Genomic DNA, 16747 nt, shown 5'->3' with positions numbered 1-16747 from the left:
TGAATAACCTCTTTTTCTTATATAAAGATATAAAATGATAAAGGGAAATCTATCGTTACGTTGATTCTCTTATAATAAGCTTTGTTGGCAGTTTAATAATTCTTCTGTTTAAAGAGGCATTACCCGAAATGGACTCGATGATTTTCAACACAGCCTGTTGGCCTAATTCTATTACGGGGATATCAATTGTTGTTATGGTCGGAGTAACGACTTGGCAGATCAATTGGTTGTCAAAACCAATTACAGCTAAGTCTTCTGGAACTTTAAAGCCATTTTTCATCGCCTGTTTAATAATCCCTGCGGCGACTTGATCATTTCCTGTAAATATTGCTGAGGGTCTGTCCTTTAGATCCTTTATCTTATGAAAAACACGAAAGCCATCCTCGATATTAAACATTTCGCCGAATATCCATTCGTTTCTATGATGTAAATTGTAATCTTGTAAAGCTTTCAAATAACCCTCTTTCCTCTGACATTGAGCTTCGCTATATGGAGTATCAAAACAAAACCCAATTTTTTTATGCCCTCTTTCAATTAAATGTACTACCCCCATGTATGCGGCTTCAAATTCATCATACCCAATTATCGTGATGTCCGCTGAGTGATGATATTCATTACATAATAAGATAGGACCATACTTTAAGAAAGGGGATATCTGATCCCATTCATTTTCTAAAGTTCCAAGAATAATGCCATCCACTTCTTTATGTTTCAATAACTCTAATAATTCTAGCTCCGTCTGTTTGTCATAAAAGGTCTGAAATACAATTACCTTGTAATTCTTAAACAGTGCTTCATGAGAGACCCCTTTTATTAATTGAGCAAAAAATGGATGGTCGATACTCGGAACCGATAAAGCTATCGTTTGTGTCTTATTTCTCCTAAAATTCCGAGCTAAATAATTGGGAGTGTAGTCAAGTTCGTTAATAGCCTTTAAGATCATATCTCTTTTTTCTTTCGACACATAAGGATGATTATTCAATACTCTTGACACTGTGGTTTTAGACACATTGCATAATTTTGCTATTTCATCAATTGTAGGCATATTTTCCCTTCCTTAAAAAAGTTGTTGACATGTTACCGATTTCAGAAACTAGGATAAATTTGTAATAAATTTTTAGATTATAAAATCATTGGAGGTACTGTTCATGCAAAAACAGGTTAAGATTTCAGGTAAAAGCAAAGAAAACATGTCACTATTAAAACACTTAAAAGGTGACGTACAAGGAAAAGAACTTGTTATTGAAGACAGTATTGTAAACGAGCGGTGGAAACAAGTATTAAAAGAAAAGATAGATATTGAACATGACCTTTTCAACTATCAAAAAAATCGTGAAATCAGTAAAGTCCCTTTTTTGCCTGTAGACAGATTAATAACCAATGATGAAGTGGAAGATATCTTAAATACATTAACTGAAGTTTTGCCAACTGGAAAATTTACGAGTGGCCCCTATTTAGAGCAATTCGAAAACGTTTTATCTACATATTTACATAAAAGGTATGTAATTGCAACCAGCAGTGGAACCGATGCTATTATGATAGGTTTATTGGCTTTAGGGTTAAACCCAGGGGATGAAGTTATCATGCCGGCTAATAGCTTTTCAGCTACTGAAAATGCTGTGTTAGCTTTGGGAGGCGTTCCTATCTATGTAGATATTAACCCACAAACATTCTGCATCGATCCTGACAAAATTGAAGAAGCAATAACTCCTTATACAAAGTTTATTCTACCTGTGCATTTATACGGAAAACATTCAGACATGCAGCATATCCGTCAAATCGCAAATCGTTATAAATTAAAAGTAATTGAAGATGCCTGCCAAGGAATTGGACTGACAGACTTAGGAAAGTATGCAGACATCACTACATTAAGTTTTAATCCCTATAAGAATTTGGGTGTATGTGGCAAGGCTGGGGCAATAGCAACTGATAATGAAGAACTCGCTAAAAAATGCATTCAATTTAGTTATCACGGTTTTGAAGTAAATGTAAAAAATAAGAAAGTCATCAATTTTGGATTTAATTCAAAAATGGACAATTTACAGGCAGCAATTGGTTTAGAGAGAATGAAGTACCTTTCATTAAACAACTTCAAAAGACTGTTCTTGGCGGATAGATACATTACCCAATTAGCAGAGTTGCAGAATAAAGGCTATATTGAATTACCAGAATTAAGTGAAGATCATGTATGGCATCTGTTTCCTATTAAGGTAAGAACAGAAGATAGAGCAGATATCATGACTAAATTAAATGAAGATTTTGGTGTTCAAACAGATGTATATTATCCAATACTGTCTCATATGCAAAAAACTCCTTTAGTACAGGACAAGTATGCAGGACTCCAATTGGTTCATACGGAAAAGGCTCATAGTCAGGTACTGCATTTGCCTTTATATCCGTCATTTACTTTAGAAGAACAAGACAGAGTAATGGAGGGACTGTTTCATGTTATTAAGCAAGAAATCGGAGTATAAAACGTTATCCACGGTTGAACATCCTCAGTATATTGTTTTTTGTGATTTTGATGAAACGTATTTTCCGCATACAATCGACGAACAAAAACAACAAGACATTTATGAACTCGAAGACTACCTAGAACAAAAAAGTAAAGATGGGGAGCTAATAATCGGATGGGTTACTGGGAGCAGTATAGAATCTATTCTCGATAAAATGGGACGAGGAAATTTTAGATATTTTCCGCATTTTATAGCTAGTGATCTTGGAACTGAAATTACGTACTTTTCAGAGCATAACTTCGGTCAGCAAGATAACAAGTGGAACAGTCGCATTAATGAAGGGTTTAGTAAAGAAAAGGTTGAAAAACTTGTGAAACAGCTACATGAAAATCATAACATTCTTTTGAATCCTCAAACTCAATTAGGAAAGTCACGGTATAAGCATAACTTCTACTATCAGGAACAAGATGAAATAAACGACAAGAAAAACCTATTAGCAATTGAAAAAATCTGCGAGGAATATGGCGTTTCAGTAAATATAAATCGGTGTAATCCCTTAGCAGGCGATCCAGAAGACAGCTATGATGTAGATTTTATCCCCACAGGGACAGGAAAGAATGAAATTGTAACGTTTATGTTAGAGAAATACAACCTAAATACCGAAAGAGCTATCGCATTTGGGGATAGTGGAAATGATGTTCGTATGTTACAGACAGTAGGGAATGGATATCTGCTAAAAAATGCAACACAAGAAGCCAAAAACTTGCACCACCTTATAACTGATAGTGAGTACTCAAAAGGAATTACTAATACCTTAAAAAAATTAATTGGATCATGAGGAGGAAATAAAAATGAAGAAGATAGGAATCATAGGTGCAGGTGGTATTGCAAGAGTGCATGCAACTGCTTTATCTACAATAAAAAATGCAGAGTTAGTAGGGGTATATGACATAAATCAACAAAATGCGGAAAGCTTTGTGAAAACTTTCGGCGGGAAGTCATTTGAAAACGCAGATGAACTAATTGATGCCTCAGAAGGTTTAATTGTAGCATCACCAAACTTTTGCCATAAAGAACATGCTTTGCAAGCATTAGCAAAAAATAAGCATGTATTGTGTGAAAAGCCTATGGCTATTTCTCTTGAAGAAGCAAGCATAATGAAAGATACCGCTGAAAAGTTGAGCGTAAGAGCCAGTATGGGATTTAATTATAGATATTTATCTTACGTAAATATCTTAAAAAGCTTAATTATCAATAATGAACTAGGTAACATACTGTCCATAAAAGTACACTTCAAGAAAAATAGTGCACTTAGACGTAAGAAGTTTACTTGGAGAGATGACGCTAACAGTAAGAAGACGAGTGGATCATTGGGGGATCTGGGTATTCACCTTATTGACATGGTATGGTATTTGTTCGAGAGTGATTTCATCACAGAATCAGTAAGGGCAAAAATGAACACAAATGTAAAAACAAAAGAGGATAAACAGGTACTCGTAGATGACTATGCAGAAATTTATAGCCAGCTGAAGAACAAGGTATTTGTAAATATCATCACATCAAAATGTTCTGTACCTGAAGACTGTGGTTTTAGCATTGAGGTAGTTGGACACAAAAAAGAGTTTAAATACCACACAGGTAATCCTCACGTTTACAAGCTCATAGATGGCTTGAACGTGGTAGACTGCCCAGTACCGCAAAGCCTATTAAACGATCCGCCAAACGAGTTTTATGGATGGGCTGATTCTTTTAGAAGCGAGTTAATCAATTGGATTGCATCAACTCAGAATGATTGGGTTGAGATCCCTTCTTTTAGTGATGGTTTTAGATCTCAGGAAGTGTTAGAAATGTTCTTTGAGAAAGACAGCAACTCTCAACCAATGTCTGTTTCAGCAGTCAACTAGTATTTCGAAGAGAGAAGTTACTAAAAAAGCAGGAATTTATTTTCCTGCTTTTTCATATAGGGGTGTAATGAATGTTAAGAGGGACATATTTATTTGGATATGCTTTCTTTTTTACAGTAGGTATTATCCATATATCAACAGGGAGTTTGACACCATTTCTATTAGAGGCTTTTAACAAGACAACAGATGATATTTCAGTCATAATCTTTTTTCAGTTTACCGGATTTCTAAGCGGAGTATTAATCGCACCGTTAATGATTAAGAAATACAGTCATTTTAGGACACTTACTTTAGCTTTGACAATAATGCTTGTAGCGTTAAGTATCTTTTTTCTAACTAAGGATTGGTATTATATTGTTGTAATGGCTTTTCTCTTAGGATATGGGGCAGGCACATTAGAAACGACAGTTGGTTCATTTGTTATTGCTAATTTCGAAAGTAATGCAGAAAAAATGAGTAAGCTGGAAGTTCTCTTTGGATTAGGCGCTTTATCTTTCCCATTATTAATTAATTCCTTCATAGATATCAATAACTGGTTTTTACCGTATTACTGTATATTCACCTTTTTATTCGTCCTATTCGTAGGGTGGTTAATTTTCTTGTCCAAGAACCGAAAGTACGCTAAGAATGCCAACCAACAAGTGACCTTTCCAGACGGAGGAGCATTTCAATACTTTATAGGAGATAGAAAAAAATCAAAGCAATTAGGCTTTTTTGTATTTTTTGCTTTCCTATATGCTGGAATCGAAACAAATTTTGCCAACTTTTTACCTTCAATCATGATAAACCAAGACAATGAACAAATTAGTCTTATAAGTGTCTCCTTTTTCTGGGTAGGGATCATCATAGGAAGAATATTGATTGGTTTAGTAAGCAGAAGGCTTGATTTTTCTAAATACCTCCTTTTTAGCTGTAGTTGTTTAATTGTTTTGTTGATTGCTTTCTCTTATATAAGTAACCCAATACTTCAATTGGGCGGTACATTTTTGATTGGCCTAAGTATAGCGGGCATATTTCCCATTGCTTTAACACTAGCATCAATCATTATTCAGAAGTACGTTGACGAAGTTACAAGTTTATTTATTGCCTCGGCAAGTTTCGGAGGAGCGATCATCTCTTTCTTAATTGGATGGAGTTTAAATCAGGATACGATCTTATTAACCATGGGAATATTTACAACTATGGCGGTCATTCTAGTAGGTATTTCTGTAAAGATTAGGAGAACTAAAACAGAAGACCCTATTTCACTTGAAAACAAAGCATCAAAAACACAGTAGAAAATGTGTAAATTAAAGATACTAATAGACATATCGTATAAGCAGGGCAAATTCCTGAACATCTCTTCAAGAGGAAAACTGATTTACGTTACAGCCTTGAAAAAGAAGGAAGAAACGCGAAAAACACGCACCGCAGTGCGTGTTTTTTTATTTAAAAATGCTAGGAAGCCCCTCTTCAATTTCTTCTGACGACGGGTACCATTTTGTCACCAGATCCCGAAACAGCCGTTCCGCAAAAAGAATCTCTTCCTCGGTATAGCGGTCAAAAAATGACAGAAAACGCTGTTCAGCCTTCTGATGATAATATTTGTGCAAACTGTGCAGCTTTTTTCCAGCAGGCGTCAATCGGAAGTAGACCTCCTTTTTATTATCGCTGAGCTGTGTTCTGTGAAGGAAGCCTGCGCCGAGCAATTTTGTGCTGATGCGTGATACAGTCGCTTTTGTCGTATTCATTTTTTCTGCTATCGACGTGACATTAATTGGTTCATTGTCCCCGACACAAGATAGAACATGAATTTCTGTCATCGTCAATTGAGATTTACTCCCGTGCTCTACATCCAGCTTCCTCAATTCGTCAGATAAAAAGGCTTTAATAAGCCCCTCCCATTTCTCCTGCTGATGAATGAGCTCCGCATACAATTCAAAAAGATTGCGTTTCGTATGATCTGTGTTCATCGGGTTTTCCATCCTTTTTCATTCGATTGTTTCTTCTATCATACCGTTTTGTTACAGATGAAACAATCGAATTGAATTATACTCGGCTGGTGACGGAAAACCAGCGGCTGATCCCTTTTTGAATCACCTCGGCACAATCGGGCGCTGATGCATCCACCGCCCAGGCTACATGTCCATCGGGACGAATCAATATGGTATGCACATCCCGCAACTTTTCATTCGGTTCTGCAAGCGAGGCGGTTACCGTACGTAAGCCTTTCACTTCGATATGATCATCAGCTTCCTGCCTCAATGACAGCAAAACGAATGTCCCGTTTTGGAGAAAGCTGTACAGCCGTTCCGAATTGCCGTCGGAAAGAATCAGTTCCATGTCAGGGAGCCTTGCCCCGTTCAAACGATTCGGCGGCATGGTACGATCAGCTTCATATCTGACATCGAGCGCAGAAATTTGCCCCGCTACATATCGATTCACATCAGGGAAGGCCAGCAGCTCCGACATCATGCTTCGCAAATGGAGGCCTGCTTGAGTGAAATCGATCAGCTTTGTCTGTGCCTCCGTGTTTCTCAGGAGCCCTTCAGCTGCCGGGTGCCGCTCGTCATGGTAGCTGTCCAAAAGCCATGAAGGCGCAGAGCCTTTGATGGCCGCCGCCAGCTTCCACCCAAGGTTCATCGCATCCTGAAGGCCGACATTCAGTCCTTGCCCGCCCGCCGGAAAATGAATATGCGCGGCATCACCCGCAAGAAAGATTCTGCCGTCCCGATACCGTTTCGCTTGGCGCGCGGCGTTCCCGAACCGCGACATCCACGAAGGGTCGCTTAAACCAAAGTCAGTTCCGCAAATTCGCAGGAGGTCAGCTTTCAGCTCTTCCTCAGTCACAGGCACATCTTTCGGCGTTTGCGTGCGATAAGGGCTGATCACAACGACACGATATCGGTCTGAAGATAACGGAACAATCATAACACCGCCCTCTTTTGTGCAAAGGGACAGCACGCCTGACGCCGGCGGAGAAAGGAGCGCCACATCCCCAAGCGCAGCGGTGACAGTGCTGTCTGTTCCCGGAAACTCAATTTTCGCCTGTTTCCGGACGGTACTCCCGGCGCCATCTGCCCCAACGGCAAACTTGCTTGTGATCGTCCGTACACTGCCGTCCCGATCCTTAAAAATTGTTTGGACCGCTTCCCCGTTTTGCGTAACCGCCAGCGCCTCGGCACCCCGAAACACCTCTGTTCCCAGGCTTCGTGCATGATCTTCAAGAAGCTTTTCTGTTTTTGACTGCGGGAGCAAAAGCGTGTAAGGACAGCTCGTATCCAAGCCTGAAAAATCCAGACGGGTATCCAGCATTGAAAAATGTCCGGAAGGTATCTTGCTTTCCTTGGATACGAACCGCTCTAAAATCCCTCTCATCTCAAGAAGCTCCAGCGTTCGGGGATGCAGCGTCAACGCCTTGGAATGCGGAACAGGTTTTTCAAGCCGTTCAATCACACAAGTTCCCACTCCGGCCATCGCAAGCTCAGAAGCCAGCATAAATCCAACCGGCCCTCCTCCTATAATCACTGTTTCATATTTCATCATCATTCACCACTCCTTTTGTTTCATGAAAAACGAACAAAAACCAATAAAAACGGCCCTCTAATCAAAAAAATATATAAATTTTGTTACATAGGTAACAATTTTGATTATAGCTCCTTACAAATTTTTCTTCAACACATTTTTCCAAACGGCATACAAAAAGACGCCTCTTCAATTAGCGTCTTTTTATTCGGCATCAGAAATCACACCGACAATATTTTTTTCTCTTATCGGACCAAAATGCCGGCTGTCGAAGCTGTATATGCGATTATCTCCAACGACAAAATATTTTCCTTTCGGCACCTTGCTTGTTCCCGTCACATCTTTCAAAGAAAAATCACCCGTTACATGGCTGCCGGCAGAAACAGATTTCAAATGCTTCAAAAATGGCTCAGCAACCTGCTTTCCGTTCACATACAGCTGATCATCTTTATATTTGATCGTTTCACCGGGCAAGCCGATTACCCGTTTAATCAGCACTTTATGATCAGGACCTTTAAAAAGGACGATGTCAAAACGATGGATGGTTTTAAATCGATGCGAAAATTTATTGACCAACAATTCGTTTCCTTCCTGGAAGGTCGGGTTCATACTGACGCCTTCTACCTTGTAATCAATAAAGACAGCATTTTTAACCTGAATGGCGAGAACAACGGACACTACACCGGCAAGAAACCAAAACCGTTTTTTCATGTTACTGTCTCCCTCCATCATGCTCACGCTGACTGGCTCTTACATGCAGATACCGCTCCACCTTTTTGCCGACATACCATAAGACAGTGATCACCAATACGGCGATGACCGTTCGAATCGGCTGTGTAATCAGCGCGTGCAGATCATATCCGATGAAGCTGATCATAAAAATCATGACAAGCTTCCCCGAGGCTGCCGCCAAAATAAACGGCCGCGTTCCGATCCTTGACAAACCGGCAACAACATTCACCGCGGCTGACGGTGTAAATGGAAAACAAAGCAGAAGAAACATGGGACCGAAGCCGTGTCTTTCCACCCATAACATCAGCTTTCTGACAGACGGATGACTGCGGATAAATCCAAGCAATTTTCTCTGTCCGTATTGACGGACAATCAAAAATACGAGAATGGAACCAGCAGTTGATCCCGCCCAGGACAGGATGAATCCTTCCCACAAGCCAAACGAGTTCGTATTCGCCACCACAAACACGATCAGCGGCAAAAACGGGAGAAATGCTTCAATTAAAGGCAGCAGCACAGCAATGAGCGGACCGAAAGCCCTATAGCTTTGAAATAATTCAGTTAAATGTTCTTGTGTCAAATAGGATAAAAAATGCTCCAACATTTATACTCCTTACCGGGTTTGTCTATCCTTATTCTACACATTATCAGCAGAAAACTAAAAAGTTTTGGTGATTTTTTCTGTCTTGAAACATTTCACCAGCCGATATAGAATACAAATAGAACAAACGTTCCCTTAGAAAGAAGGAGTCAACATGCCAAATCTGCAGGAGGAAATATACGATTTAATTGAACGGGCTCTCTTTTTGCCTATGGCCATTACGATTTTTAACCGTGATCTCGCCGGAATTGAAGAAAGCACATTAAAATTGAAGCATCCTTATAAACAGCTTATCAGCGAATCATTAAAAATAGCACAAAAGGATTTGATGGAGGTCAGAAAAGAACTGAGGAAAAGAAAAATTGCAATCCGCGAGACGGAACGCGATGAGGCCTTTACACTCTATACATTTGTCATCGACGGTTATGAAGAAAACCACCGCTATTTTAATCCGCGAATCCGTGAGCAGGTCAGCGAATTATTAACATACTATCTATTTGCCCCGGACAGACTCCGAGCCTTTTGAATCATACTGCCCGTTCCCTCTTCGGGCGATTCAGATCATTAATTTCAGACAATTCACACTATACAAACAAAATAAATTTATTTATAATTCGAACCACAGCCTTTCACCCTAAAAAGTGACATGTTCTGCCATATCTGCGACATCATTTTCAGTACGCTTAGGCTTGTACACCCCAATCCTAAATAGAAGGAGGATTCTATGAAACTGATTCACGTTCTTGCCGCTTTGCCCTTTATCGGAATCTTACTCGGCATCCCTTTTGCAAATAAGGTGACCCCCTATGTGTTCGGCATGCCGTTTATTCTTGCCTATATTGTGATGTGGGCTCTTTTGACCTCTGCGCTGATGGCGATTGTGTATGTCCTCGACAAGGAAAATAAAAAGGAGGAAACAGAATGAATGCAGCTCTCATCATCATCTTCGGTGTCCTGCTCTTGAGTATTTTTCTCGGTATACGCGCCCAAAAAGGAAAAGACATGAACCTGGAGCAGTGGACGGTCGGAGGGCGCGGCTTCGGAACTGTTTTCGTCTTCCTTTTGATGGCAGGCGAAATTTATACTACTTTTACGTTTCTCGGCGGCAGCGGCTGGGCCTACGGAAAAGGCGGTCCAGCCTTTTATATCATCGCCTACGGATGTCTGGCCTACATCCTTTCTTACTGGCTTCTTCCAGCAGTTTGGACGTACGCGAAACAGCATAAACTGATGTCGCAGTCTGATTTTTTCACAAAAAAATACAACAGTCCGCTGCTTGGCATTCTCGTTTCACTGGTCGGCATCGCCGCACTCATTCCCTATCTTGTACTGCAGCTGAAAGGCCTCGGGCTGATTGTATCGGAAACCTCGTACGGCAAAATCACCCCGACCGCTGCCATCTGGATCGGCGCTGTTTCCATCACGGTTTATGTTATGGTTTCAGGCATTCACGGGTCTGCCTGGATATCGGTTGTGAAGGACATCATGATTCTGGTTGTCGTTCTGTTTTTAGGTGTGTATTTGCCAATTCATTACTACGGCGGATTTCAAGACATGTTTCAGCAGATTGAAACGGCAAAGCCTGGCTTTCTTACGCTACCCGAATCGGGACAAAGTGTAGCCTGGTTCAGTTCAACCGTACTCTTGACAGCGCTCGGGTTTTACATGTGGCCTCACACGTTTTCCGCCTCGTATTCAGCCGAAAACCCAAAAGTCTTTCGTAAAAACGCCATCATCATGCCTTTGTACCAGCTGGTCCTGCTCTTCGTCCTTTTCGTTGGCTTTGCGGCTATCCTGCAAGTTCCAGATCTGAATGGCGCAGACGGGGATTTGTCGCTTTTGAGACTGTCTCTGCAAGCATTTGACCCTTGGTTTGTCGGAATTATCGGTGCTGCCGGACTGCTGACAGCACTTGTGCCAGGGTCTATGATCTTAATGTCCGCCTCCACATTGTTTGCAAAAAATGTGTACAAGGTAATCGCGCCCCGCACGACAGAACAGCAAGTTTCGGCGCTTGCTAAGTTTTTAGTGCCGGTGATTGCGCTGATTTCGGTGTATTTTACCTTCAAAGGCGGGAATACCATCGTTACGTTGCTTTTGATGGGCTACAGCCTTGTCACACAGCTATTCCCCGCCCTTTTGTTCAGCCTGTTCAAGCATAATATGGTGACAAAGCAAGGAGCCTTCGCCGGCATTATTGCAGGTGTCGGAGCAGTTACTTATATTACAATGACGGAAACGACGATCGGCACTTTATTTCCGGCTCTGCCGCAAGCCGCAAAAGACTTGAATGTAGGAATCGTCGCCCTGCTTTTGAATATCACGGTCATGATGGCAGTCAGCCTTATGACAAGGAAGGCGAAAAGCGCTGCGGCCGATCAGGCGGCTTAAGCAATAGAAAAAGCAATCTGGACACCAGATTGCTTTTTCTTATTTACCGTTCACAGGCGATAAGATCTTTATCGCGGTCTTTCTTTTTATTGGCATCATAAAGGTCCTTAGAGACGTAAGGCTTGTACTTTGTTTTTCCGCCTTTGTTTTTCGCCTTCGAAGTGCGGGCCACTCCGCCTTTGTATACTTTGTTTAACTCCTTGCAGTTCTTATAGACCTTCACCTTTGTTTTGGCTTCCGCCACATGGTCAGCTCCGTATGAAAAACCGAAAACGAGACCGAGTGACAGCAAAACCGCCGCCGCTTTTTTCATGACGATTCACTCCCCCAATACCCAATATTTAGTTGATTTATAGCTCGAATTTATCATAATTCATATAGTCTTATTTGACAAGATAAATATGGAAGAAGGCTTTGTTTTTTCTTGTTTTCTTTGGTCCTTCAGTGTTCAAACTGCCAAAACATGTTTTTCTGCTTATGCTCAGGGGTACACATACGAATGTACACCAAACAGAAAAGGAGCGTTGCTGATGTCTGATTCAAATCTTACGAATCCTATAAAAGCATTTTTTCATGATGAATTTCCCGAACAATATCAAGAACCGCCAGGACTGCAAAAGAACATGAAGCCTGTCCCTGATTGCGGAGAAAAAAGCTACAAAGGATCAGGTAAACTAACGGGTCGAAAAGCGCTTGTCACGGGCGGCGATTCCGGTATCGGCCGCGCTGCCGCGATTGCTTACGCCAGAGAAGGTGCCGATGTGGCCATTAACTACTTGCCCGAGGAACAGCCAGATGCTGAAGAGGTAAAAGAGCTGATTGAAGCAGAAGGCCGAAAAGCAGTGCTGATCCCCGGAGATTTGAGCGACGAATCCTTTTGCCAAGATCTAGTCAAACAGTCGCATCACGAACTCGGCGGACTTGATGTTCTAGCGCTCGTTGCAGGCAAACAGCAAGCGGTCGAAAACATCGAAGATCTGCCTACTGAACAAATCTATAAAACATTTGAAGTGAACGTCTTTTCCCTTTACTGGGTTGTAAAAGCGGCGCTTCTGTATTTGCCGGAGGGAGCTTCAATTATCACAACTACCTCAGTTGAAGGCTATAATCCAAGCCCGATGCTGTTAGATTACGCAGCAACGAAAAACGCCATTATCGGCTTTACCGTCGGACTGGGAAAACAGCTTGCTTCCAAAGGCATCAGAGTAAATTCAGTTGCGCCCGGACCAATTTGGACACCGCTGCAAATTTCCGGCGGACAGCCGACGGAAAACATCCCGAAATTCGGACAAGGCACGCCGCCAGCTCCATTAAATCGTGCTGGGCAGCCAGTGGAATTGGCCGATGTTTATGTATTTCTAGCTTCAGAGAATTCAAGCTATGTGACATCTCAGGTATATGGAATCACCGGAGGAATTCCGACGGCATAGGTTTATGAAAGGAGCTGCCCTGTGGGTCAGCTCCTTTCTATTTTCTAATACCGCTCCCCGAGCTCACGCAAAATAAAATCATAAATCATCTTCGTCCGCTCTTCCTTCGGGTACAGCATAAATTCCTGCCTTTTCGGCACGCGGTGGTCGATTCTGTCTTGGAATTTGGTTCTAAGCCACGCTGTTCGATATACCTGGTTCTCGAACGAATTATAAGAGATCGGCAGCTCCATCGTTTTCCCATTCGAAAACGTCACTTCCGTATCGTCGAATTCAGTCGCTTTGAATTCTTTTACATGCACATGGGAAATCCAGCCGCATTGGGGTCTTGTCGAAGAAAGTGTAGGGAATAAAAAGATTTGGTTCGAAGGGTCCACCATGATTGGCGGCTTGTGTGAAATTTTTGTCACTTCATAAGTTCCTGCTTTTCTTCCCGCATAGCTTGATCCAAAAAATCGGCAGCTTCTGTCGACAATTTGCAGCGGCTTCATGTTGACATAAAACACGCAATCTTTTTCAATAATTTTGGAACAGATTTTGCCGTCTATTTCTTCTGGCAGCACGGCAATTGTTGCGCCGTTCACTTCATACGATTCTAAAGGTGCGTCTGTTTTCTGACTCATATTATGGCCTCCATCCTTTTTCTGCAAAATTTATACTAATAATCTATCATCTGTTTTTATAAAACGACAGGTTTTTTTAACATTTAAGATAAAATCATCTTTTAATGATATTTAATGGTACTAAATGACTAGTAATAAATCGATTTTACTTTCATAAGACTTGCCGGTTTACGGCATTTTGCAGGATATGTCGATAGATTGCCAAGTATTAGTTGTCTAAAAATTATAAAAATTTATTGATTTTTTCGACCGTTATCCATATACTATAAAAAAGGCATTGGGGGGATTCTTTATGAAAGAGAAAAAATCGTACACTGAGCTCATGAAGTCCCGCAACACGCAAAAAACAAAAGAATTCGATGTCACAATGACGGATATCTACATTCAAATGGTGCTCGATGAATCCTTGTATAACCGTCGGCTTGCCATGCTGACGGACCAAATTAACAAAGCCTTGGACGAAAAAGATAAAGATGCGTTTCTTACGCTCTCTAAAGAATATGCAGCGCTCAAGCAGAGCGAATAAGCCAATCCTTCAAGGATTGGCTTTTTATTATCCGTTCACAATGGTTCCGCCATTGACGTGAATCGTCTGTCCTGTGACGTATGTGGAATCGTCGCTGGCAAGGTATAGATAGCTTGGCGCCACTTCGACCGGCTGTCCCGGGCGTTCCATCGGCACGTCTGAACCAAACACTTCCACGTCTTTTGCGGCAAAGCTGGCCGGGATAAGCGGTGTCCAAATGGGACCCGGTGCCACTGCATTGACCCGTATGCCCTGCTGAACAAGCGACTGGGAAAGGGACCTTGTAAACGTAACGATCGCGCCTTTTGTCGCTGAATAATCGATCAGCGTTTTATTGCCTTTATAGGCGGTAATTGAAGCGGTATTAATAATAGAGCTCCCTTTTTTTAAATGAGGCAGCACTGCCTTTGTTAAGTAAAACATGGAAAAAATGTTTGTTTGGAAGGTTCTGATCAGCTGGTGGCTGGTGATTTTTTCAATGCTGGGCTGGACATGCTGCTCAGCTGCATTGTTAACCAATATATCAATGGATGGAAACACTTGGCTTGCCTGCCCGACCACATCATTGCAAAACGCTTCATCCCCGACATCTCCTGCAATCAGCAGGCATTTTACCCCTTCCTTTTCTACATACTGCTTTGTTTCCTCGGCGTCCTGATGTTCATTCAAATACACAATGACCACATTAGCCCCTTCTTTTGCGAATAACACCGAGACAGCGCGTCCAATCCCGCTGTCTCCTCCAGTAATAATAGCGGTTTTGCCCTCTAATTTTTTCGCTTTCTTCGGCTTATCAAAAACCGGACGCGGGTCCATCAGATATTCAAAACCAGGCTGCTGGTTCTGGTGCTGAGGCGGTAATGTTTTCTTTTTTTGATTCGCCAATGAAATCACTCCTTTTCAACCTTATTATGTTATGAACAATGCCTGCTTCCTATGTATGAAAAGATAGAATATGGAAAAATTAAGAATAAATCTGATTGGAGGTATAACGGCTTGGCTAATCAACATTTTGCAAAGGAAGCACCTGAAACATACTGGAAAACATCAACTGACCTGCCTTCTTTTCCTGCGCTTCAAGAGGACACTGAATGTGACGTCACCATTATCGGAGGCGGGATTACGGGAATCACAACGGCATATGAACTTACGAAGAGAGGCTTCCGTGTCGTTTTGATTGAAGCAAATCAGGTTCTTAACGGAACCACTGCGCATACAACTGCTAAAGTTACCGCACAGCATGACATGATATACGACGAATTTATCCGCCATTTCGGATTAAACCATGCGAGGCTTTATTATGAAGCAAACCAAAACGCAATTGATTACATAAAAGGCATTGTGGATGAACATCAAATTGATTGTGAATGGATCGAGCAAGACGCATATCTTTATACGGCAAATGAAAACGCTGTTCAAAAAATCCGCACCGAGCATGAGGCATACACAAAGCTCGGAATTGAAAGAGACCTTATCAAGGATCTTCCAATTCCCTTAGGTTCTAAGCTGGCGCTTGTCATGAAGAATCAAGCTCAATTTCATCCGCTTCAATACTTAAAAGCGCTTCTGGAGCAAATTGTTCAAAAAGGCGGCCGAATTTATGAAGAGACCGTTGCGCTTGATATCAAAAAAGGCGAAAGGCCCGAAGTGGTAACAAAAAGCCGGCACGCCATTAAGAGCCGCTTTATCATATGCTGTTCCCACTTCCCTTTTTATGACGGAGGCGGATTATATGCTGCGAGAATGTACTCCGACAGATCTTATGTCCTTGCCATCAAGCCGAAGATCGAGTATCCCGAGGGCATGTATTTGAGTATCGATCAGCCGTCAGTGGCGCTCCGCTATACGGTTGTAAACGGTGAAAAGCTGATTCTCTTCAGCGGAGTAAGCCATAAAACAGGCCAGGGAAAAGCCATGTCTACACATTATGAAACACTGAGACAACTGGCCGAAAGCACAATCGGCATCGAAAGCATTCCATATTATTGGTCCACACAAGATCTAGTGACGATCGACAAAATCCCGTTTATCGGGCCGATGTCGGAAAATGAGGACAATATTCTAGTAGCGACCGGGTTCAAAAAATGGGGCATGACGTCCTCAGCAGTCGCAGCCACTCTATTGTCAGACCTTGTGGAGAAAAAAGACAATCCATACGAAAGCATTTTCACTCCGTCCCGTTTCCATCTGAATCCCGGGTTGCAGAAAGTGATTTCCTACAATGCCGATGTCGCCAAGCATTTGATTAAAGGAAAGCTTGAAAAGCCTGATGTCCAATTTGAAGACATTTCGCCAGGAGAAGGGAAAGCCGTCACCATAAACGGCAGGCGAGCGGGAGCATTTCGGGATGAGACAGGCTGCCTCCATCTCGTTGATACGACTTGTACCCATTTAGGCTGCGAGGTCGAGTGGAACGACAGTGAGCATACGTGGGATTGTCCGTGCCACGGATCACGCTTTAAGCCATCTGGCGAAGTTGTAGAGGGTCCGGCCATTAAACCATTAAAACAAATAGATCTCGATTAAACCGTTCATTTTAATGAACGGTTTTTCAAATATTTTTCATCTGCAGCTTCATTC

At 41.8% G+C, this 16747-nt stretch carries 18 protein-coding genes; 10 read left to right on the top strand and 8 right to left on the bottom strand.

The annotated features are described in order from the left end of the window. Positions 1-55: 55 nt before the first annotated feature. A complete protein-coding gene (gene ntdR, locus MKY10_RS05660) occupies positions 56-1045 on the bottom strand; it encodes an NTD biosynthesis operon transcriptional regulator NtdR (protein WP_015252414.1) in 990 nt (329 codons plus the stop codon). A gap of 103 nt (positions 1046-1148) precedes the next feature. On the opposite strand from ntdR, the gene ntdA reads away from it, so the two are divergent. From ntdA to glcP, 4 genes are all read left to right on the top strand, one after another. Continuing rightward, positions 1149-2474 (top strand): 3-dehydro-glucose-6-phosphate--glutamate transaminase, encoded by a 1326-nt coding sequence (gene ntdA / locus MKY10_RS05655; RefSeq protein ID WP_015252415.1) that lies wholly within the window; start codon positions 1149-1151, stop codon positions 2472-2474. Then, positions 2446-3294, top strand: a complete 849-nt coding sequence (ntdB, locus tag MKY10_RS05650) for a kanosamine-6-phosphate phosphatase (protein WP_015252416.1) — start codon at positions 2446-2448, stop codon at positions 3292-3294. The genes ntdA and ntdB overlap by 29 nt, the downstream gene beginning before the upstream one ends. A 13-nt stretch (positions 3295-3307) precedes the next feature. Further along, positions 3308-4360, top strand: coding sequence for a glucose-6-phosphate 3-dehydrogenase NdtC (ntdC, locus tag MKY10_RS05645; RefSeq protein WP_339226279.1), 1053 nt, complete (start codon positions 3308-3310; stop codon positions 4358-4360). Between the two features lie 71 nt (positions 4361-4431). After that, positions 4432-5637, top strand: coding sequence for a glucose/mannose transporter GlcP (gene glcP, locus MKY10_RS05640; protein WP_015252418.1), 1206 nt, complete (start codon positions 4432-4434; stop codon positions 5635-5637). A gap of 147 nt (positions 5638-5784) precedes the next feature. Here glcP and MKY10_RS05635 read toward each other — a convergent pair whose 3' ends face one another. From MKY10_RS05635 to MKY10_RS05620, 4 genes are all read right to left on the bottom strand, one after another. After that, the gene (locus MKY10_RS05635) at positions 5785-6312 is read right to left on the bottom strand and encodes a MarR family transcriptional regulator (protein ID WP_015252419.1); all 528 of its coding nucleotides are present in this window, start codon (positions 6310-6312) and stop codon (positions 5785-5787) included. 76 nt (positions 6313-6388) lie between these two features. Further along, the gene (locus MKY10_RS05630) at positions 6389-7888 is read right to left on the bottom strand and encodes a monooxygenase (protein WP_015252420.1); all 1500 of its coding nucleotides are present in this window, start codon (positions 7886-7888) and stop codon (positions 6389-6391) included. 180 nt (positions 7889-8068) lie between these two features. Beyond that, entirely contained in the window at positions 8069-8575 is a 507-nt protein-coding gene (gene lepB / locus MKY10_RS05625) for a signal peptidase I (RefSeq protein WP_003233128.1), read from the bottom strand. A 1-nt stretch (position 8576) separates the two neighbouring features. Beyond that, entirely contained in the window at positions 8577-9200 is a 624-nt protein-coding gene (locus tag MKY10_RS05620; protein ID WP_010886465.1) for a VTT domain-containing protein, read from the bottom strand. 151 nt (positions 9201-9351) lie between these two features. Between MKY10_RS05620 and MKY10_RS05615 the strand changes: the two genes are divergently transcribed. The 3 genes from MKY10_RS05615 (at position 9352) to MKY10_RS05605 (ending at position 11588) form a co-directional block, all read left to right on the top strand. Continuing rightward, positions 9352-9723: a hypothetical protein gene (locus MKY10_RS05615; protein WP_014476361.1), complete on the top strand. Its 372-nt coding sequence runs from the start codon at positions 9352-9354 to the stop codon at positions 9721-9723. A gap of 198 nt (positions 9724-9921) precedes the next feature. Next, complete coding sequence (locus MKY10_RS05610; RefSeq protein WP_015252421.1) at positions 9922-10122, top strand: DUF3311 domain-containing protein; 201 nt, start codon at positions 9922-9924, stop codon at positions 10120-10122. Further along, positions 10119-11588, top strand: a complete 1470-nt coding sequence (locus MKY10_RS05605) for a sodium:solute symporter (protein WP_015252422.1) — start codon at positions 10119-10121, stop codon at positions 11586-11588. Before MKY10_RS05610 ends, MKY10_RS05605 begins: the two co-directional genes overlap by 4 nt. A gap of 43 nt (positions 11589-11631) precedes the next feature. Here MKY10_RS05605 and MKY10_RS05600 read toward each other — a convergent pair whose 3' ends face one another. Next, positions 11632-11901 (bottom strand): excalibur calcium-binding domain-containing protein, encoded by a 270-nt coding sequence (locus tag MKY10_RS05600; protein ID WP_003224373.1) that lies wholly within the window; start codon positions 11899-11901, stop codon positions 11632-11634. A 217-nt stretch (positions 11902-12118) separates the two neighbouring features. Between MKY10_RS05600 and MKY10_RS05595 the strand changes: the two genes are divergently transcribed. Next, a complete protein-coding gene (locus MKY10_RS05595; RefSeq protein ID WP_339226276.1) occupies positions 12119-13018 on the top strand; it encodes an SDR family oxidoreductase in 900 nt (299 codons plus the stop codon). A 44-nt stretch (positions 13019-13062) separates the two neighbouring features. Here the strand turns inward: MKY10_RS05595 and comK are convergent, their stop codons facing one another. Further along, on the bottom strand, positions 13063-13641 hold the full coding sequence (gene comK, locus MKY10_RS05590) for a competence transcription factor ComK (protein ID WP_003245329.1): 579 nt from the start codon (positions 13639-13641) through the stop codon (positions 13063-13065). 292 nt (positions 13642-13933) lie between these two features. On the opposite strand from comK, the gene MKY10_RS05585 reads away from it, so the two are divergent. Beyond that, positions 13934-14167: an IDEAL domain-containing protein gene (locus MKY10_RS05585; protein ID WP_003233142.1), complete on the top strand. Its 234-nt coding sequence runs from the start codon at positions 13934-13936 to the stop codon at positions 14165-14167. 27 nt (positions 14168-14194) lie between these two features. Here MKY10_RS05585 and MKY10_RS05580 read toward each other — a convergent pair whose 3' ends face one another. After that, the gene (locus MKY10_RS05580) at positions 14195-15052 is read right to left on the bottom strand and encodes an SDR family oxidoreductase (protein ID WP_003245662.1); all 858 of its coding nucleotides are present in this window, start codon (positions 15050-15052) and stop codon (positions 14195-14197) included. 111 nt (positions 15053-15163) lie between these two features. On the opposite strand from MKY10_RS05580, the gene MKY10_RS05575 reads away from it, so the two are divergent. After that, a complete protein-coding gene (locus MKY10_RS05575; RefSeq protein WP_015252423.1) occupies positions 15164-16693 on the top strand; it encodes an FAD-dependent oxidoreductase in 1530 nt (509 codons plus the stop codon). The last annotated feature ends 54 nt before the right edge of the window (positions 16694-16747 follow it).

Source organism: Bacillus sp. FSL P4-0290 (assembly GCF_037975435.1).
Taxonomy (GTDB): Bacteria; Bacillota; Bacilli; order Bacillales; family Bacillaceae; genus Bacillus; species Bacillus subtilis.
This window is presented reverse-complemented; position numbering and strand designations above follow the sequence as displayed.